Source organism: Streptomyces sp. NRRL S-350, assembly GCF_000719705.1.
Classification (GTDB): domain Bacteria; phylum Actinomycetota; class Actinomycetes; order Streptomycetales; family Streptomycetaceae; genus Kitasatospora.
The window spans coordinates 1-19,396 of the sequence record NZ_JOHO01000039.1 but is presented as its reverse complement, the minus strand read 5'-3'; the positions used below and the strand labels follow the sequence as shown (position 1 = coordinate 19,396).

The window sequence follows — 19,396 nt, the reverse complement described above, 5'->3', positions numbered from 1 at the left end:
CAGCACACCGAAGGACCGGATGGGAGGCCGCGATGGCTTCAGCTCGCACGACCGGCACGACCGCACGACCAACCGGCGCACGCGCGCACCACCCGCAGCCCGCGGGGCCCCGGCCCACGCGGGCGCGCGACTGGGCCGAGATCCAGGAACGCATGCTGGTGCCGCTCTACGAGGCGGTCTACGACCGGCTGGAGGTCGGGCCGGCGAGCAGCGTGCTGGGCCTGGGCTGCCGGTCCGGCCTGGCGCTGCTGCTCGCCGCCGGGAGGGGCGCCCAGGTCTCCGGGCAGGAGCCTCGCGAGGAGCTGCGCGCACTGGCGCACGACCGCCGGCTGCGGGTGTGCGCCGGGGCCCGGCCGGCCGCCGCCGTCCCCCGCTCGGCCCATTCGCTGGTGACGGTTTTCGAGCAGCTGCCGGGCGCCGGGGAGTCGGCGCCGGTGGTGGCCGAGGCCGCCCGGCTCACGCTCCCGGGCGGCCACGTGGTGCTCGCCGCCTGGGGGCCGCCGGAGCGCTGCGAGAGCGCCCCGGTGCTGGACGTGGCCCGGCGGATGGCGGGCCGGACCACCGCGCGCGACCCGTTCGAGCTGAGCACGCCCGGGGCGCTGGAGGACCTGCTCGACCCGGCCGGCCTGCGCCCGGCCGGCAGCGGCCGGGTGAGCTGCCCGTTCGCCTACCCGGACCTGGACAGCGCGGTGCGCGGCCTGCTCTCCACCGGCCTGTTCGAGGCGGCCGAGGAGTTCTCCGGCGCCTCGCTGGTGGCCAAGGAGCTGGAGGAGGCGCTGCAGCCGCACCTGCGCCCGGACGGTTCGGTCCGGATGGAGAACGTCTTCCGCTACCTGATCGCCGAGCGGCCGCGGTAGGGAACGCAAACCGGGGGCGCCCGCCAGGTCGGCGAGCGCCCCCGGCGACGGGCTTCACGCCTGGTCGAGCGCCTTCCCGTCCGGCCCGCCGGGGCCCACAGACCCGCCGGGGCTGTCAGAGCTGTCAAAGCCGTCAGAGCTGTCAGAGCTGTCAGAGCTGTCAGAGCTGTCAGAGCCAACAGCCCCGGTGGAGCCGCCGGCCTCCTCCGAGGCCCCCTCCCGGGGCATCCCCGCCGGGGGCATCCCCGCCGCCCGGTACGCCGCCTCCTCGTCCAGCGTCTCCGCCTCCAGCAGGGCCGCCGCCAGCGCGTCCAGCCGGGGCCGCTGCTCGGTCAGCAGCCGCACCGCGTCGTCGTAGCACTCCGAGACGATCCGCCGGGCCTCCTCGTCCACCGCGTCCAGCGTGGTCGGCGCGGCGGAGAGCCCGTACGCGCCCTGCGGGTCGGAGGGCACCGCGGTGAGCCGGCCGACCCGCTCGCTCATCCCCCAACGCCCGGCCATGCCGCGGGCGATGTTGGTGACCTGCTCCAGGTCGCTCTCCGCGCCGGTGGTGATCACCCCGTAGACGACCTGCTCGGCCGCCATGCCGCCGAGTGCGCCGATGATCCGGCCGCGCAGGTAGGGCTCGGTGTACGAGTAGCGGTCGTTCTCCGGGGTGGAGAGGGTGACGCCGAGCGCCCGGCCGCGCGGCACGATGGTGATCTTGCGGACCGGGTCCGCGCCGGGCTGGAGCATGCCGAGCAGTGCGTGCCCGCTTTCGTGGTACGCCGTCCGCTCGCGCTCCTCCTGCGGCATCACCAGGGGCCGCACGGCGCCGAGTTGGACCTTCTCCAGGGCGTCGGAGAGGTCCCGCTCGCCGACCGCGTCCTGTTCGCGCTTGACGGCCAGCAGGGCGGCCTCGTTGACGAGGTTGGCGAGTTCGGCGCCGGTCATCCCCGGGGTGACCTTGGCCAGCTGGGTGAGGTCGGTGCCGCCGGCCAGCGGGACGGTGCGGGTGTGGATGCGCAGGATCGCGGCGCGGCCCTCCCGGTCGGGGGGGCTGACGGTGATCCGCCGGTCGAAGCGGCCGGGGCGCAGCAGTGCCGGGTCGAGCACGTCCGCCCGGTTGGTCGCGGCGATCACGATGACGCCCTCGGAGCCGGTGAAACCGTCCATCTCGGTGAGGATCTGGTTCAGCGTCTGCTCGCGTTCGTCGTGCCCGCCCATGCCACCGCCCGCGCCGCGCTGGCGTCCGATGGTGTCGATCTCGTCGATGAAGATGATCGCCGGGGCGACCTTGCGGGCCTCGGCGAACAGCTCGCGGACCCGGCTGGCGCCGACGCCGACGATCATCTCGATGAACTCGGAGGCGGAGGCGGAGAAGAACGGCACGTCCGCCTCGCCGGCCACGGCCCGGGCCAGCAGGGTCTTGCCCGTCCCGGGCGGGCCACTCAGCAGGACGCCGCGCGGCATCTTGGCGCCGAGCCTGCGGTACCGCTCGGGATTCTTCAAGTAGTCGACGACCTCGGTGAGTTCGGCCTCGACCTCGTCGATTCCGGCCACGTCGGCGAAGGTGGTGCGCCTGCCCTGCTCGGCGGTGACCGGCTTGGGCGGGGCCTTGCGGCCGAGCGGCCCGCCGCCGAGGCCTCCGGCCATCCGGCGGGCGAGCAGCACCCAGATGAAGACCAGCAGCAGCATCGGGGCGAGCGAGAGCAGCAGGTTGGTGAGGAAGCTGCGCTGCTGGACGGGCGAGGTCGCGGTGACCTCTACCCCCTGCTGCTGCAGGGTGGTCCAGAGGTTGTCACCGGCGAAGGAGGGCCGCTGGGTGGCGAACTCGGTGTAGTCGCCCTTGCCGCCGTCCGGCTTGGGCTGGGCGCTCTTGAGGGTGCCTTCGATCGCGTCGCCCTTGGCGTAGATCTTGGTGATGTTGCCCTTGTTCAGCTGGTTGTTGAACTCGGTGTAGGAGACCGTGGTGGCGCCCTCGTTGCCGAAGAACGAGAGCAGCACGTCCGAGATCAGGAACACCATGAGGGCGGTGAGGACGAGCCCGGTCCAGCCACCGGGCATCCGACGGCGGGGCGGCGGCGGGGGCGGGGCGCCCTCGGAGCGCCAGGGCTGGTCCGGGGTCTGACGCGGCGGCACGGGTTCGGTCACCCACCGGACGATACGGACAGGCGCTCGGGCGGGCCAACCGCAACGCCGCGCCCGGCCGCCCGCCCGGCCACCCGGACAGCCCCGCCAGGTCACCCGGACAGCCTCGCCAGGCCGGCGCCCTGAGCCGCGCCGGGGCCCGCCACCGGCGGCTGCTACGCCGAGGCGCCCGGCCACTCCTCCGCGGTGAGGGCGAACCGCTCGTGGTCGCGCCAGTCGCCCTGCAGGAACAGCATCCGCGGCGAGAAGCCCTCGTGCCGGAACCCCAGCCGCTTGGCCATCGCGATCGAGCGCTCGTTCTCCGGCTGGACGTTGATCTCCAGCCGGTGCAGCCCGAGGCCGTCGGCTGACTGCGGGGCGAAGCAGCGGTCCAGGACCAGCCGCATGCCCTCGGACATCCGCCCGGTGCCGGCGAACGGCAGGTACGAGTCGTAGCCCAGCGTGGCGTTGCAGAAGCGGCCCATCACGATGTTGGCGACGTTCACCTTGCCGACCAGCCCGCCGGTCTCCCGGTCGACGATCAGGAAGGTGCGCAGGCCTGTGCCCTGGCGCTCCAGCAGTTCGGGCAGTCCGTCCGGCTCGACCGGGTTCCACCGGCCGATGTGGTCGGCGGACCGCCGGACCGCCTCGGCGTACCCGACCGCGTCCTCGGCCCTCGGGGCCTTGATCATCACTCGCATGCCCCCATCATCGGACACGCGATCGGCCCGCCGCCCGGAATTGCCGGACGACGGGCCGCATGGATCGAACGGGCCGAACGGGCCCACCAGCCCGACGGACCCAACAGGCCGGCAGGCCGGCAGGCCGGACAGAGTCCGTCAAGGCCGCTCAAGGCGGATCGGGGGCAGGCCCCGGGCCGCCCGAGGACTACAGCAGGTCCTTGAACTCCTTGGGCAGTTCGAAGTCGGCCGGGCCCTTGCCCGCGCCGAGGCCGAAGGCGCCGCCGCCGGCCGGTGCCTGGTCGCCGCCCGGGCCGAGTGCGCGGCGCTCGGCGGCCGCGGCCTCCTCCTGCGCCCGCTTCAGCGGGTTGCCGCTCTTGCGCTTGCCCTTGGCCTGCGGGGCCTTCTTGCCGGACTTCTTCCCGCCGCCGCCCATGCCGGGGATCCCCGGCATGCCGGGCATGCCCTTGCCGGAGGCCATCGCGGACATCATCTTGCGGGCCTCGAAGAACCGCTCGACCAGGTTCTTCACCTCGCCGACCTGAACGCCGGAACCCTTGGCGATGCGGGCCCGGCGGGAGCCGTTGATCAGCTCCGGCTCGGCGCGCTCCGTCGGCGTCATCGACTTGATGATCGCGCCGACCCGGTTGACGTCCTTGTCGTCGATGTTGTTGATCTGCTCGCGGATCTGGCCCATGCCGGGCAGCATCCCGAGCAGCTTGGAGATCGAGCCCATCTTCTGGACCTGCTCCAGCTGCGACAGGAAGTCGTCCAGGGTGAACTGCTTCGGGCCGCCGCGGAGCTTGGCGGCGATCTTCTCCGCCTCGGCCTGCGAGAAGGTCTGCTCGGCCCTCTCGATCAGCGAGAGGACGTCGCCCATGCCGAGGATGCGCGAGGCCATCCGGTCCGGGTGGAAGGCGTCGAAGTCGTCGACCTTCTCGCCGTTGGAGGCGAACATGATCTGCCGGCCGGTGACGTGCGCGACCGACAGGGCGGCACCGCCGCGGGCGTCGCCGTCGAGCTTGGAGAGCACGACACCGGTGAAGTCCACGCCGTCGAGGAAGGCCTGCGCGGTGGTGACCGCGTCCTGGCCGATCATCGCGTCGACGACGAACAGGACCTCGTCCGGGTTCACCGCGGCGCGGATGTCGGCGGCCTGCTGCATCAGCTCGGCGTCGATGCCCAGGCGGCCGGCGGTGTCGACGACGACGACGTCGTACTGCTTCTGCTTGGCGTACTCGATCGAGTCCTCGGCCACCTTCACCGGGTCGCCGACGCCGTTGCCCGGCTGCGGGCCGTAGAAGGCCACGCCGGCGCGCTCGGCGACCACCTGGAGCTGGTTGACCGCGTTGGGGCGCTGGAGGTCGCAGGCGACCAGCAGCGGGGTGTGCTTCTGCTGCTTCAGCCAGTGGCCGAGCTTGCCCGCGAGGGTGGTCTTACCGGCACCCTGCAGACCGGCGAGCATGATGACCGTCGGGCCGTTCTTGGCGAACCGCACCCGTCGGGTCTCGCCACCGAGGATCGCGATGAGCTCCTCGTTGACGATCTTGATGATCTGCTGCGCCGGGTTCAGCGCGCCGGAGACCTCGGCACCGAGCGCCCGCTCCTTGACCCGCTTGATGAAGGCCCGGACGACCGGCAGCGCGACGTCCGCCTCCAGCAGCGCGATGCGGATCTCGCGGGCGGTGGCGTCGATGTCCGCCTCGCTCAGGCGGCCCTTGCCCCGGAGGTTCTTGAACGTCGCTGCGAGGCGATCGGAAAGGGTGTCGAACACGTCGTCGCGGGTCCTCTGCGGCATCGGTAACGGTACGGTCGTCGTCCCCAGGGTATCCGGCCGCCCCGGGTACGGTCTCCACCCCCGCTCCCCAAGCTCCCCGCCCCGCTCCCGGAGCCCCTCAGCCCAGCGCCGCCCGGACCGCCGCCGCCACCTCCCCGGCCCGCTGGGCGGCCAGCGGACGGCCCGCCTCGTCGGTCAGGTAGAACGAGTCGACGGCGTCCGCGCCGAGCGTGGAGACGTGCGCGGTGCGCACCCGGACGCCCGCCCCGTCCAGCGCCCGGCCGATCCGGTGCAGCAGGCCGGGTGCGTCGTGCGCGCGGACCTCCAGCACGGTGGCGGTCGCCGAGGCCACCGCGGGCGCCACCGAGACCAGCGGCGGAGGGGTGGGGATGCCCTTGCGTCGCGGGGCCGCGGCGTCCCGCTCGGCGAGGCGGCGGGCGACGTCCAGCGAGCCGTCCAACGCCCGGCGCAGGTCGGCCCGCAGCCGGGCCGCCTCCGGCAGCTCGCCGAACTCGGCGGCCACCCGCCAGGACAGCAGCAGCACCGGCCCGGCGCCGACCGGGTCCAGTCCGCGCAGCCCGGCCGAGCGGACGGTCAGCCGGTGCAGGGCGAGCACCCCGGCGGCGGCGCCGAGCAGCCCGGGACGGTCCGGGACGGCCAGGTTCAGCTCGACGCCCATCGGCTCGGTGCCCTGGCCCGCCCCCTCGGCCTGGGCCCGCAGCGACAGCGCCGGCTCGCCGGTGCGGGCGGCCTCGACCGCGAGCCGCTCCTGCTCGGCGGTCGGGGCCGCCTCCACCGGGGCCGCGGCCGCCCCGGCCAGCCGGTCCGCGGCCCGGGCCACCAGGCCGTCCACCAGGGAGGCCCGCCAGCTGCTCCACGCGGCCGGGCCGGTGGCCAGTGCGTCCGCTTCGGTGAGCGCGTGCAGCAGCTCCAGCTCCGGCAGGGTGGTGACGGCCTTGGTGATCGCCTCGACGGTGGCCGGGTCGTCCGGGTCGCGCCGGGTCGCGGTGTCGACCAGCGTCAGGTGCTGGCGGACCAGCACGGCCAGGGTCTCGGTGTCCTCGGGGCCGAAGCCCATCCGGGCGGCGAGGTCGCGGACGATCACCTCGCCGGCCTCGCTGTGGTCCCCGGGCCAGCCCTTGCCGATGTCGTGCAGCAGCGCGGCGACCAGCAGCAGGTCCGGCCGGGCGACCCTGCGGGTCATCGCCGCGGCCCGCACCGCCGTCTCCACCAGGTGCCGGTCCACCGTCCAGCGGTGCACGGCGTTGCGCTGCGGACGGCAGCGCACCCGCTCCCAGTCCGGCAGCAGCCGGGTGACCAGGCCTTCGGCCTCGAACGCCTCCCACACCGGGACGGCCGCCTCCCCCGCGCCCAGCAGGGTGACCAGTTGCTCGCGCGCCTCGTCGGGCCAGGGCACCGGCAGCGGACGGCACTCGGCTGCCAGCCGGCGCACCGTCGCGTACGAGACGGTCAGCCCGTTCTGCGCGGCGGCGGCCGCGGCGCGCAGCGGCAGCACCGGGTCGGCGGCCGGGCGGGCCCCCTGGGCGAGCACCGCCTCGCCGTCCTGTTCGACCACGCCCTCGGCGAGCGGGCGGCGCTCGACGTCGCCCCGGGCCACGGCGCCCGCGCCGCGGCCGGCGCCGGTGAACGGGGCGGTGAACTGCCCGGTGAACGGGAACGCGCGCCGCACCGCGCGGCGGCCCCGTCCGGCCCGGGCGGCGAGCACCCGGTCCACCGCCCGCCAGGTGACGTCGCTCGCGTAGGCGATGGTGCGGGCGGCCTCGTAGGCCTGGCGCAGCAGGGTGTCGGCGTCCAGCACGCCGAGCCGCTCGGCGACCTGGTCCTGGTCCTGCAGGCTGAGCCGCTCGGTGGCGCGGCCGGTGACCAGGTGCAGGGCGTCGCGCACGTCGGCGAGCCGGATCGCGGCGGCGTCGAGGCCGTCCCGGGGCGCGTCGGCCAGCCAGCTGGCGGCGACGGCGTTGAGCGCGACGACGTCGCGCAGGCCGCCGCGGGCCTCCTTGAGGTCGGGTTCCAGCAGGAAGGACAGCTCACCGTGCCGTTCGGCCCGCTCGCGGCCCAGCTCGCGCAGCTCGGGCAGGCGCACGGGGGCGTTCGCGCGCCAGTCGGTGAACACCGCGGAGCGCAGTTCGGCGGTGAGCGCCGGGTCGCCGGCGAGGTGGCGGGCGTCCAGCAGGCCGAGCTGGGCCTTGAGGTCGGCGGCGGCGACCGCCCGGGCCTCGGTGACGGTGCGCACCGAGTGGTCGAGCTTGGCGCCCGCGTCCCAGACCGGGTACCAGATCCGTTCGGGCAGCTCGGGGGAGATCGGGCCGTCGTGCAGCAGCAGGACGTCCAGGTCGCTGCGCGGGGACAGCTCGCCGCGGCCGTACCCGCCGACGGCGACCAGAGCGACGCCGGGCGGGGCGCCTGCGGCCGCGAGCAGGCCGGCCAGCCAGTCGTCGGTGAGCTTGGCGAGCGCCTCGCGGCGGGGGCGGCCGACCGGGCCCGGGTCGGCGAGCAGCGCGGCCCGGGCGGCCAGGGCGGCGGCGTGGTCGGCGGGGTCGGCGGGGCCGGAAGGCCTGGTCTCGGTGGTCATGCGCGTGAGTCCCGTCCGTCGTGCGGGTGAGCCGTCCTGCGGGTGGGGCCGTCCTACGGGTGAGGCCGTCCTACGGGTGAGCCGTCCGCCGGCTGAGGCCGTCCTACGGGCGGCCCGCCCCGCGGGGAGGCCGTCCTCCGGGTGGGCGCCGCCGTCCGGGTGAGCGGAGGGACGCCGTGGGCGGGCCCGCGTCCCCTCCCCGGGGGTCACGGGCCCGCCATGGGTGTGGGGGCTACAGGGCGTCCGGGCCGCGCTCGCCGGTGCGGACCCGTACGGCGGTGTCGACCGGGATGCTCCAGACCTTGCCGTCGCCGATCTTCCCGGTCCGGGCGGCCTTCACCAGGACCTCGATCAGGTCGTCGGCGTCCTCGTCCTCGACCAGGACCTCGATTCTGATCTTCGGCACCAGGTCCACGGTGTACTCGGCGCCCCGGTACACCTCGGTGTGGCCGCGCTGGCGGCCGTAGCCACTGGCCTCGGTGACGGTCAGGCCGTGGACCCCGAAGGCCTGCAGCGCGGCCTTCACCTCGTCCAGGCGGTACGGCTTGATCACGGCGGTGATGAGCTTCATCAGGCGTCGACCTCGGTCTTCTCGGCCGTCGTTCCGGCGGCCTTCTCGGTGGGCTTCTCGGCGCTCTTCCCGGCGGACGCCGCCGCGGGCTTCCCGGCGGACGGGCCGGCCGGCGCGGCGGCGGCCAGGCCCGGCAGGGCCCGGGCCAGACCAGCCCCGACGGCGCTGAAATCGTAGGCGGACTCGGCGTGCTCGGCCTGGTCGATGCCGGCCACTTCGACCTCCTCGGCGACCCGGAAGCCGACCAGCTTGTCGACCGCCTTGGCCAGCAGCCAGGACAGGACGAAGGAGTACGCCGCGACGACGGCCACACCCAGCGCCTGCTTGCCGAGCTGCCCCAGCCCGCCGCCGTAGAACAGGCCCTTGGCCGCCTGGCCGACGCCACCGGTGGCGAACAGGCCGACCAGCAGCGAGCCGATCGCCCCGCCCACCGCGTGCACGCCCACCACGTCCAGCGAGTCGTCGAAGCCCCAGCGGTACTTGAGGGAGACCGCGGCGGCGCAGACGGCGCCCGCGATCAGGCCGATCGCCACCGCGCCGAGCGGGCTGACCGAGCCGCAGGCCGGGGTGATGGCGACCAGCCCGGCCACCGCGCCGGAGGCGGCGCCCAGCGTGGTGAACGCGCCGTGCTTGAGCTTCTCGAAGACGAGCCAGCCGACCAGCGCCGCACCGGTGGCGACCTGGGTGTTGACCAGTGCCATCGCGGCGACCCCGTTGGCGGCCAGCGCCGAGCCCGCGTTGAAGCCGAACCAGCCGAACCACAGGAGCCCGGAGCCGAGCATCACCAGCGGCAGGCTGTGCGGGCGCATCGGGTCCTTCTTGAAGCCGACCCGCTTGCCCAGCACCAGGCAGAGCGCGAGGCCCGCGACCCCGGCGTTGATGTGCACGGCGGTCCCGCCGGCGAAGTCGATCACGCCGTTCCGGTCACCGAGCCAGCCGCCGTGGCCGCCGTCGAAGAAGAACACCCAGTGCGCGACCGGGAAGTAGACGATCGTCACCCAGAGCGCGATGAACAGGCCCCAGGCGGCGAACTTGGCCCGGTCCGCGATGGCACCGCTGATCAGCGCCGGGGTGATGATCGCGAACATCAGCTGGAAGACCGCGAAGGCGGTGATCGGGATGCTCCCGGTCAGCTCGTTCAGGCCGATCCCGCGCATCCCGAGGAAGTCCAGGTTGCCGATCAGTCCGGCGAACGAGTCGGGCCCGAAACTGAGCGAGTACCCGTAGAGGACCCAGAGCACGGTGACGATGCCCAGCGAGAGGAAGCTCATCGCCAGCATGTTGAGCGTGCTCTTGGCCCTGACCATGCCCCCGTAGAAGAAGGCCAGGCCCGGGGTCATCAGCATGACCAGGGCCGCACTGATGAGTACGAAGGCGGTGTCGCCTGCGCTGAAGCCGTCCGGCATCGGCGTCTCCTCTGCGTCAAAGCCGATCCGCACCCGGGTACCTGTCCCGTGCCACCCGGGGTGTCGGCGATGAACAGGAGCGTGCCGAAGGCTGGTTTCGGCCAGTGCGGCCGGTTGTTTCGCGGCCGTGACGCGTGCGACGCCCGGGTTACGGCTGCGTGAACCGCGTCCCCGCCGTCGTCCGGACGGGCTACCGTGCCGCCGCACGGGCCGCCGACCCGTCCGGCGGGGGGACGCCGCACCGGTGGAACGCCACCGGCCGTGGCGGCGGCGGCCGCCACGGTCGGTGGGGTCGGGAGGGCCCGGCGGAGCCCGGGAGCAGCGGCGGAGCCAGGGAAGAGCGGCGGAGCCAGGAGGAGCGCGCGGCCGCTCAGACCACCGAGACGTACTCCGGGATGTCCTGGACGACCCGCTCCTTGAGCCGGCTCACCGCGTCCACGCCCTTGAACCGGGCCGCCGCGGCCTCCGTGGTCTTGCGCACCCGGGAGTTCAGCCGCTCCGAGCGCACCTTGGTGGCGATGTCGACCGCCTGCTCGGCCATCACGGCCGCCTGCTCGGCCTCGTTCTGCAGCAGGTGCACGCTGGCCATGCCGATCAGGTTGAAGGCGTACGAGCGCACGTGGTCGCCGTCCTGCCGGAAAAGGTCGACCGCGCGCTCCATCACCGGCGCGGACATCGAGGCGTACAGCCGGGCGTTGTCGGAGTGGTACGCGAGGTCGCGGAAGGAGTGCGCGTTCTCGGCGTTCAGCTCGGCCGGCGAGAAGAACTTCAGCCAGTCCGGCTCGTCGTCCCCCTCGCGGATGTCGGTGAAGGTGTCCTCGGACAGCCGGATCGCGCGGGCGCAGCGGTTGACCTCGCCGATGGTGGCGTAGGCGCGCGCCTCCATCGCGTACAGCAGGGACTGCTGGCGCGGGGTGGCGGTGTCGCGGCTGCCGTACTGGGCCAGGTGGATCAGCTCCAGGGCGTCCTCGCCCCGGTTGAGGTGGATCATCTGGCGGCTCATGTCGGTGAGGATCAGCGCGCCGAACGGCCGGTCGCCGGCCTCCTTGGCCGCGTGCAGGGCCAGCACGTAGTACTTCTGGGCGCTTGGGTGCATCCCGACGTCGTAGGACATCCACCCGGCCAGGTGGGCGAGTTCGGCGGTGAGTCGGAACAGCCGCCGGGTGGTGTCCTCGCTGTACGTCTCCTGGAGCAGGTCGGTGACCTCGTGGAGTTGGCCGACGACGGCCTTGCGGCGCAGCCCGCCGCCGTTCTGCGCGTCCCACTGCCGGAACATGACCGTGGTCTGCTCGAGCAGTTCGAGCTCGGGCTCGGAGAGCCGGCCGGTGAAGGCCTCGCCGCCGTTGGCGGCGGTGAGGATCGGGGTGGGGATGCCGGTCGGGCCGGGGGCCAGCCAGCGCTGCATGGGCTCGATCAGGGCGGCGCCGGCGGTCAGCGCGAGCGAGGTGCCGAGGAAGCCCCGGCGGTTCAGCATGAGGTCGCTGCGGGAGTAGTCGCTGATCAGCTGGACGGTCTGCGGGCCGCTCCACGGGAGGTCGACGCCGCCGCCCACGGTGGAGACCGGGATCGCGGCGCGCAGGCCGAGGTCCTCGATCGAGACCACCGAGCCGAACCGCTCGGAGAAGAGCTCCGACATGATCTTGGGGATCGGCTCGCGCGGCTGTTCGCCGTCGAGCCAGCGGCGCACCCGCGAGGTGTCGGTGGAGACGTGGTGGGCGCCGATCTGCCGGGCCCGGCGGTTGACCTGGCGGGCCAACTCGCCCTTGGACCAGCCGCTGCGGGCGAACCACGTGGTCAGCTTCTCATTGGGTTGCTTCTCTGCCATGGGAACGTCCCATCCCGCCCGGCCCCTCGCGGGGCCCCCGATCGTGACGCCCGACGGTTGCGGGCTCTTGCCAGACGTGCCGTGCCTGAGGTGCTGCCGTGCCGCGTCGTCGTGCTGTCGTCAGTTCAGTGCTGTCGTCGTGCTGTCGTCGTCGTACTGTCGTCGTACTGGTGTGCCATCGTCGCGGACGACCCGTCAGCTTCCCAACTCCCGTTCCCCGAAAGGCCAGGAGCCGACTCCCTGACGACATCCGCGTGCTGAACGTAATGCCCCGCGAGGGGCCCGTGGGAGCGGCCCTGGCGAAACGCCACCTTTCGCCACCCCCAGGAGTGAACCGAAGTCAGGGGGCACACGCTTCACTGGATAGTCGCGACGGTCCGGCATATGCGGGCCGCCAAGTCCTCCGGCTCATCCCGGCGGACCCGGCAGACCCGGCAATACCCCGCAGCCACAGGCGAGTTCACCACCCACTCCGGGCGGCACCAGTCCCGCGCCCACGACGATCCGGCATCCGCGCCGCCCCGACAAGGCGGCGCCCGAGGCACACCCCCGGAAGAGGCGCACGCCACGCGCTGCGCGCCGCCACCGCACCACGCACCACGCAGCTGACAATCAACACACAGTCACCATCCCGTAACCATCGGCAACGAGAACCTGTTGGGGGAGGCATGGACAACCTGTTCGGCGAACTCCGGCTGGGGCACCTGCGACTGGCACCGCTGGGCGCGCGCCGCCGCACCAAGGCCACCGCGTCCCGGGCCGCCGCGGAGTACACCGGCCGCTGGGGCTGGGCGGTCGCCACCGGCGGCCCCGCCGACGCCGCCACCGCCCCGACCCGCTGTCCCTGCGGCTCCGCCCGTTGCGCCGCGCCCGGTCTGCACCCCGTACCGGGCACCGAGGGCCGCAGCCGCGCCACCCGCGGCGCCGAGGGCTCGGTGCTGTTCCCCACCGGCCGCGCCTTCGACGTCCTGGACGTCCCCGAGCAGGCCGGTCTGCAGGCGCTGGTCAGGCTGGAGCGGATGGGCACCCAGGTCGGGCCGGTCCTCGCCGCGCCCACCGGCCGGCTGCAGTTCCTGGTCGCCGCCGGCGCCGCCCGCCGGCTGCCCGACCTGCTGTACCGGATGGGCTGGGACGACGCCGCGCTCGACCTCACCTGCCACGGCGAGGGCAGCTACGTCGCCGCCCCGCCGACCGTCCTCGGCGGCCTCGGCCCGGTCCGCTGGCTGCGCCGCCCCACCCGCGACAACGCCGGCTGCCCGCCCGAGGCCCGGCTGCTGCTCGGCACCCTCGCGTACGCCTGCCACCGCAGCCGCGAGCGCACCGCCGAGCCGGCCTGGCTGGCCTCGTAGCGAGCCCCGGCACGCGCCGTAGGAAAACCCGGCAGAAACTTGGCGCGCGCCCGCAGGAGGCCGGGCACGCGAAAGGGCCCGCCCCCGAAGGAGCGGACCCTCACCGGCGGGGTGGTACCCGGTCAGTCCCCGATCAGCGCGTCCACGAACGCACCCGGCTCGAACGGCGCCAGGTCGTCCGCGCCCTCGCCCAGGCCGATCAGCTTGACCGGCACGCCCAGCTCGCGCTGCACGGCGACCACGATGCCGCCCTTGGCCGTGCCGTCCAGCTTGGTCAGCACGATGCCGGTGATGTCGACCACCTCGGCGAAGACCCGGGCCTGGATCAGGCCGTTCTGGCCGGTGGTGGCGTCCAGCACCAGCAGCACCTCGTCCACCGGGCCGTGCTTCTCGACGACCCGCTTGACCTTGCCCAGCTCGTCCATCAGGCCGGTCTTGGTGTGCAGCCGGCCGGCGGTGTCGATCAGCACGGTGTCGACGCCCTCGGCGATGCCCTCCTTGACGGCGTCGAAGGCGATCGAGGCCGGGTCGCCGCCCTCGGGGCCGCGCACGGTGCGTGCCCCGACCCGCTCGCCCCAGGTCTGCAGCTGGTCGGCGGCGGCGGCACGGAAGGTGTCGGCGGCGCCGAGCACCACCGTCCGGCCGTCGGCGACCAGGACGCGGGCCAGCTTGCCGGTGGTGGTGGTCTTGCCGACGCCGTTGACGCCGACGACCAGGACCACGGCCGGTCCCTCCTCGTGCTTGGTGGAGCGGACGGTGCGGTCGGCGTCCTTGCCGATCAGCTCGACCAGCTCCTCGCGCAGCAGCGCGCGCAGCTCGTCGGGTGTCCGGGTGCCGAGCACCTTCACCCGGGTGCGCAGCCGCTCGACCAGCTCCTGGGTGGGGGCGACGCCGACGTCGGCGGTGAGCAGGGTGTCCTCGATCTCCTCCCAGGTGTCCTCGTCCAGGTGCTCGCGGGAGAGCAGCGAGAGCAGGCCCTTGCCGAGCGAGTTCTGCGAGCGGGAGAGCCGCGAGCGCAGCCGGACCAGCCGGCCGGCGGTGGGCTCGGGGACTTCGACGGCCGGAGCCGCCTCGGCCTCGGCCGGCTCGACCTCGACGACCTCCACGGCCCCGGCGGCCTCGGGATCCGCCGGGAGTTCCACCTCCTCGACGGTGCGGCGGGGCTCCTCGGTCGGCGGCGCGGACTCCTCGCCGACCTGGGGCTCCCGCGGGGTGGGCTTCGGCGCCGTGATGACCGGCGCCTGCGACTTGGGGGGCAGCTGCTGGCGTCGTCTGCCGGAAACGACGAGGCCCGCGATCGCGCCGACGGCGACCACGGCGATGACTACGGCAAGGATCACGTATTCCATATCCGCTCCAGTATCCGCGACCGGAGCCCGGATGGACCGCAGCCGCCCTGGACCGTCACGAAAGGAGCGGTGCGCTCCGCCGTTCCCGGGGCTCTCCGGGGGCTCGCCGGCCGGGAGGTCCTGCCGCGCGCAGCCGCTGGCTGATCACCTGCGAGATGCCGTCGCCCTTCATCGTCACGCCGTAGAGGGCGTCGGCGGACTCCATGGTCAGCCTCTGGTGGGTGATCACGATCAGCTGGGAGCTCTCCCTCAGCTCCTCCATGATCCCGATCAGCCGGCGCAGGTTGGTCTCGTCGAGCGCGGCCTCCACCTCGTCCATCACGTAGAACGGGCTGGGCCTGGCCTTGAAGATGGCCACCAGCAGCGCCACCGCGGTCAGCGAGCGCTCGCCGCCTGACAGCAGCGACAGCCGCTTGACCTTCTTGCCCGGCGGCCGGGCCTCCACCTCGACGCCGGTGCCGAGCATGTCGTCCGGGTCGGTCAGCACCAGCCGGCCCTCACCGCCCGGGAAGAGCCGGGCGAAGACGCCCTCGAACTGGGCGGCGGTGTCGTGGTACGCCGAGGTGAACAGCTGCTCGACCCGCTGGTCCACGTCCCGGACGATGTCCAGCAGGTCGCGCCGGCCGCGCTTGAGGTCGTCCAGCTGCTCGCCGAGGAACGTGTGCCGCTCCTCCAGCGCGGCGAACTCCTCCAGCGCCAGCGGGTTGACCTTGCCGAGCTGCTGGTACGCCCGCTCGGCGGCCTTCAGCCGCTTCTCCTGCTCGGCCCGGACGTACGGGTACGGCTCCCCCGGCTCCTGCCCGTCCTCCGGCGTCGCGGGCGGGACGGGCCGGTCCGGCCCGTAGGAGGCCAGCAGCTCGCCGCCGTCGATGCCGAACTCCTCCAGCGCCCGGGCCTCCAGCTGCTCGGTCCGCAGCCGTTTCTCCGCGCGCAGCACCTCGTCCCGGTGCCCGGCGTCGACCAGCTTGTCGAGTTCCTCCTTGAGGCCGCGGCCGTGCTCGCGGTGCTCCCGTAGCTCCTGCTCGCGCTCGGTGCGCGCCTGCTCGACGGCCGCCCGCTCGGCGTCCGCGCGGGCCAGCGACACCTCCAGGCAGGCGAGCAGCTGCCGGGCGCCCGCGGCGACGGCGTTCGCCACCGCGGCGTCGTGCTCGGCGCGCCGCCGGCGCTCGGCGGACCGGGCGCGCGCCTCGCGCTCGGCCCGGGCGGCCCGGTCCAGCTGGTCCGCCCGGCCGGTGAGCGCGCGGACCCGCTCCTCGTGGGTGCGCACCGCGAGCCGGGCCTCCAGCTCGGCCTGCCGGGCGTCGCTCGCGGCGGCGGCCAGCCGCCGGCGCTCTCCGCCGTCCGGTTCGTCCGCGCCGGCGTCCGCCGACTCCTCGGCCGCGGCCAGACGTTGCGCCAGTTCTTCGGCGGTGGCCAGCAGGCCGGCCAGGCCCTGCTCGGCGCGGGCGGCCGCGGCCGACAGCCGCTCCGCCTCGCCGGCGGCGGCGCGGGCCTGCCCGCCGAGCCGGCCGAGCGCGCCCGCGACCCGGGCCCGTTCCTGCTCCGCCTGCCGCCGCCGCTCGGCGAGCCGCTCCACTTCGGCGGCCGACTCCCGGCGCCGTTCGGTGAGTTCGGCCAGCCGTTCGGCCGATTCGGCGCAGCGGGCGGCGAGTTCGTCGATCGCCCGGGCCGTCTCGTCCACCGCGGCCTGGGTCTCCAGCAGGCTCGGCGCGCCACCGGAGCCGCCGTGCGCGAAGCCGGTGCCGAGCCGGTCGCCGTCCATGGTCACGGCGGTCACCGGGGTGGCGGTGGGCAGTCGGGGGTGTTCGTCGAGCAGCCGCAGCGCCGCGTCCAGGTCCGCGACCACCGCCACCCCGGCCAGCAGCTGCCGGACGGCGGCGGTCAACTCGGCCGGGCCGTCGACCAGTTCGGCGGCCCAACGGGCACCGTCCGGCAACTCGACGCCGTGGTGGGGGGCTTCGGCCGCACCCGCGATCAGCAGCGCGGCCCGGCCGGCGTCGTCCGCCCTCAGCAGCCGCAGTGCCTCGACGGCGGCGGACGGCGATTCGACGGCCACCGCGTCGGCCGCCGCGCCGAGCGCCGCCGCCACCACCGTCTCGTACCCGGCCTCGATCCGCAGCTGCACGGCCGCCGGGCCGCGCGGCCCGCCCAGCCGCTCCCCTGCGGCCAGCAGCGCGCCGGTGCCGTCCTTGCGCCGCAGTCCGAGGGAGAGCGCCTCGTGCCGCGCGGTCAGTCCGGCCCGCTCGCGCTCGGCGGCGCCGGCCGTCTCCCGGGCGGCGGCGAGTTCGCGCTCGACGGCGGCCAGCCGTTCGCGCGCCGCCTGGTGGTCGGCCTCGGCCTGCCGGTCGTCCCCGGCGCGGCCGTCCACCTGTTGCCGGAGCTGGTCCAGTTCGCCCTGCGCGGCCTCGGCGCGCAGCAGCGCCTCGTCCCTGGCCTCGGTGAGCCGGCCGATCTCGGCCTGCGCCGAGGCGGCCCCGGAGCGGGCGGCGGCGGCCTGTCCCTGCAGCCGGGCGAGGCCCTCCCGGCGGTCGGCGATGGCCTTGGCGGCGTCGCGCAGCCGGCGTTCCTCGGCGGCCAGCTCCCGTTCCAGTCCGTCCTTGCGCTCGACGGCCTCGGCGAGCGCGTACTGCGCCTCCTCCAGTGCCTCGGCGAGCGCGGCCTCCTCCTCGCGGACCCGTTCGGCTTCCCGTTCCAGCTCTTCCGGGTCCCGTCCGCGCCGCTCCTCGCCGTGGCCGCCGGCTGCGGCGTGCCGGGCCCGGGCCTCGGCCAGCCCGAGGGTGCCGCGGGTGCGCTCGGCGAGCGCGGAGAGCCGGTACCAGGTCTGCCGGGCGGTCTCCAGGCTCGGCCCGAGCTGTTGGACCTGGGCTTCCAGGACGCGCTCGCGCTGCACCGCGCGGGCCAGTTCCTGTTCGACGGTGGTCCGCCGCAGCCGCAGCGCCAGTTCGTCCGCGACTTCGGCCTCGACGGCCCGGCGGAGCGTGGAGAGGTCGTCGGCGAGCAGCCGCAGCCGGGCGTCGCGCAGCTCGGCCTGGATGCCGGCGGCCCGCCGGGCGATCCGGGCCTGTCGGCCGAGCGGGCCGAGCTGGCGGCGCAGTTCGGCCACCAGGTCCTGGATCCGGTTGAGGTTGGCCTGCATCGCGTCCAGTTTCCGCAGCGCCTTCTCCTTGCGCTTGCGGTGCTTGAGGACGCCGGCCGCCTCCTCGATGAAGGCGCGCCGGCCCATCGGGTCGGCGTGCAGGACGGAGTCCAGCTGCCCCTGCCCGACGATGACGTGCATCTCCCGGCCGATGCCGGAGTCGGAGAGCAGTTCCTGGATGTCCAGCAGGCGGCAGGTCTCGCCGTTGAGCGCGTACTCGCTGCCGCCGTTGCGGAACATGGTCCGGGTGATCGTCACCTCGGCGTAGTCGATCGGCAGGGCGCCGTCGGTGTTGTCGATGGTGAGGCTGACTTCGGCGCGGCCGAGCGGGGCGCGCCCGCTGGTCCCGGCGAAGATGACGTCCTCCATCTTGCCGCCGCGCAGCGTCTTGGCCCCCTGCTCCCCCATCACCCAGGACAGCGCGTCCACCACGTTCGACTTGCCGGAGCCGTTGGGGCCGACCACGCAGGTGATGCCCGGCTCGAAGCGCAGGGTGGTGCTGGACGCGAAGGACTTGAAGCCGCGCAGCGTCAGGCTCTTCAGGTGCACGCGCCGGTCTCCTCGTCGCTCGCCAGGGGCCCCAGCGTGCGACTGTATCCGGACTCGGACACGACGAAGGGACGCCACATCCGGGCGTCCCTTGCAAGCTGCGTCCCTTTCGGGGCGGCTCAGTGCACAGCGGCGTCGATCTGCGAGGACCGGGCGGGACTCAGGTGAGAGCCGGCTCCCGCTGATCCAGATCGATGCTGTTGAGCAGCGAGTGCTCGTCAGCGACAGCGGTGAGCGCGTCGTTCTCGGCCTGCATCCGAAGGAGCTCGGATTCAAGGTCCTGGACGCGCTGCTGAAGCCGTCGCATCTCGGAGAGCATTCGCGGGTCGGGGCCGCCGACGTACCCGAGAAGCGCCTTTGCCATGATGTATGGTCCTCCACGCTGAGTGACCGAACCGGAATGGTCCAGGTCTAGGGGGAAGGGGGACGCACGCGCGGCGCGTCACCGGAAGTGCTGGCTGGGCACTTCGGCGCGAGCACCGTGAGCTGGGCTCACGAGGGCAGGCGCCTGCCGGGAAAACGCGGTCGTGTGCGCGGGCTTCCAGCGTCTCACCAAAGACGGTACGGGTCAACACGATCACCGCACGCTACCGCGCCCCTGTCACCTGCCCGGCGGAGTGCTCACGCCTGGGGGGCCATCGGGGCGGGTCCACCACGTGCTCGTGGATCATCGTTCGATGCGGAGTCAACCACGAGTCTGCCCGGATGGCAACCTCGTGACACCGACAGTTCCCGATCTTTTCGCCGCTTTCCCGGGCGGGCGGGGAAAGCGGCGGCGGGCGGCGGTTCAGCGGATCTCGAAACCCTGGTAGCCAGGGCCGACGGCCGTCCAGATCTCGGTCACACCGCTGACGTGCCCGGGGGTGTCCGGGCCGCGCAGCAGGGCCAGCAGTCGCTCGCAGTCGGCCGCGGGCCCTTCGGCCACCACCTGCACCCGGCCGTCGCCGAGGTTGCTCGCGTAGCCGGTCAAGCCGGTCTCCAGCGCCCGTGCCCTGGTCCACCAGCGGAACCCGACCTGCTGGACCTTCCCCCGGACCCAGGCGGTGACCCGGACGGGTTCCTCACTGTGGGCGTCGCGACCGTGCATGCCCCGACCCTAGACGAGTAGTTCCGAAGTCAGCTGGGTTTGCCGGTTCTGCTCCGGACATGCGGGGAGGGTGTCCAGCATTCGGGTTGTGACGACCGAAGAGCTGGA

The 19,396-nt window shown here is 74.1% G+C and carries 13 protein-coding genes; 2 read left to right on the top strand and 11 right to left on the bottom strand.

Features of this window, described 5'->3' with window-relative positions; translation table 11 throughout:
- The first annotated feature begins 32 nt into the window (after nt 1-32).
- Complete coding sequence (locus IF30_RS0127740) at nt 33-857, top strand: class I SAM-dependent methyltransferase (protein WP_078891759.1); 825 nt, start codon at nt 33-35, stop codon at nt 855-857.
- 54 nt (nt 858-911) lie between these two features.
- Here IF30_RS0127740 and ftsH read toward each other — a convergent pair whose 3' ends face one another.
- From ftsH to IF30_RS0127705, 7 genes are all read right to left on the bottom strand, one after another.
- Nucleotides 912-2,990, bottom strand: coding sequence for an ATP-dependent zinc metalloprotease FtsH (gene ftsH, locus IF30_RS0127735; protein ID WP_078891758.1), 2,079 nt, complete (start codon nt 2,988-2,990; stop codon nt 912-914).
- Between the two features lie 152 nt (nt 2,991-3,142).
- Nucleotides 3,143-3,667 (bottom strand): GNAT family N-acetyltransferase, encoded by a 525-nt coding sequence (locus IF30_RS0127730; RefSeq protein WP_030243488.1) that lies wholly within the window; start codon nt 3,665-3,667, stop codon nt 3,143-3,145.
- Between the two features lie 187 nt (nt 3,668-3,854).
- Nucleotides 3,855-5,420, bottom strand: coding sequence for a signal recognition particle protein (ffh, locus tag IF30_RS0127725; RefSeq protein WP_030243487.1), 1,566 nt, complete (start codon nt 5,418-5,420; stop codon nt 3,855-3,857).
- A gap of 121 nt (nt 5,421-5,541) precedes the next feature.
- Nucleotides 5,542-8,016, bottom strand: coding sequence for a [protein-PII] uridylyltransferase (locus IF30_RS0127720; protein WP_030243485.1), 2,475 nt, complete (start codon nt 8,014-8,016; stop codon nt 5,542-5,544).
- Nucleotides 8,017-8,248: 232 nt separating this feature from the next.
- Nucleotides 8,249-8,587, bottom strand: coding sequence for a P-II family nitrogen regulator (locus IF30_RS0127715; protein WP_030243483.1), 339 nt, complete (start codon nt 8,585-8,587; stop codon nt 8,249-8,251).
- Nucleotides 8,587-9,993: an ammonium transporter gene (locus tag IF30_RS0127710; RefSeq protein ID WP_078891757.1), complete on the bottom strand. Its 1,407-nt coding sequence runs from the start codon at nt 9,991-9,993 to the stop codon at nt 8,587-8,589. Before IF30_RS0127710 ends, IF30_RS0127715 begins: the two co-directional genes overlap by 1 nt.
- Nucleotides 9,994-10,363: 370 nt before the next feature.
- The gene (locus IF30_RS0127705) at nt 10,364-11,818 is read right to left on the bottom strand and encodes a hypothetical protein (protein WP_030243480.1); all 1,455 of its coding nucleotides are present in this window, start codon (nt 11,816-11,818) and stop codon (nt 10,364-10,366) included.
- Between the two features lie 668 nt (nt 11,819-12,486).
- Between IF30_RS0127705 and IF30_RS0127700 the strand changes: the two genes are divergently transcribed.
- The gene (locus IF30_RS0127700) at nt 12,487-13,167 is read left to right on the top strand and encodes a bifunctional DNA primase/polymerase (RefSeq protein ID WP_030243479.1); all 681 of its coding nucleotides are present in this window, start codon (nt 12,487-12,489) and stop codon (nt 13,165-13,167) included.
- A gap of 122 nt (nt 13,168-13,289) precedes the next feature.
- Here IF30_RS0127700 and ftsY read toward each other — a convergent pair whose 3' ends face one another.
- The 4 genes from ftsY to IF30_RS0127680 form a co-directional block, all read right to left on the bottom strand.
- On the bottom strand, nt 13,290-14,516 hold the full coding sequence (gene ftsY, locus IF30_RS0127695; RefSeq protein WP_030243477.1) for a signal recognition particle-docking protein FtsY: 1,227 nt from the start codon (nt 14,514-14,516) through the stop codon (nt 13,290-13,292).
- A gap of 55 nt (nt 14,517-14,571) precedes the next feature.
- Nucleotides 14,572-18,201 (bottom strand): chromosome segregation protein SMC, encoded by a 3,630-nt coding sequence (smc, locus tag IF30_RS0127690; RefSeq protein WP_078891756.1) that lies wholly within the window; start codon nt 18,199-18,201, stop codon nt 14,572-14,574.
- Nucleotides 18,202-18,361: 160 nt separating this feature from the next.
- Entirely contained in the window at nt 18,362-18,565 is a 204-nt protein-coding gene (locus IF30_RS0127685) for a hypothetical protein (RefSeq protein WP_030243474.1), read from the bottom strand.
- Nucleotides 18,566-18,988: 423 nt separating this feature from the next.
- Nucleotides 18,989-19,288 carry an acylphosphatase gene (locus tag IF30_RS0127680; protein ID WP_030243473.1) on the bottom strand — a complete coding sequence of 100 codons (300 nt, stop codon included), beginning with the start codon at nt 19,286-19,288 and terminating at the stop codon, nt 18,989-18,991.
- Between the last annotated feature and the right edge of the window lie 108 nt (nt 19,289-19,396).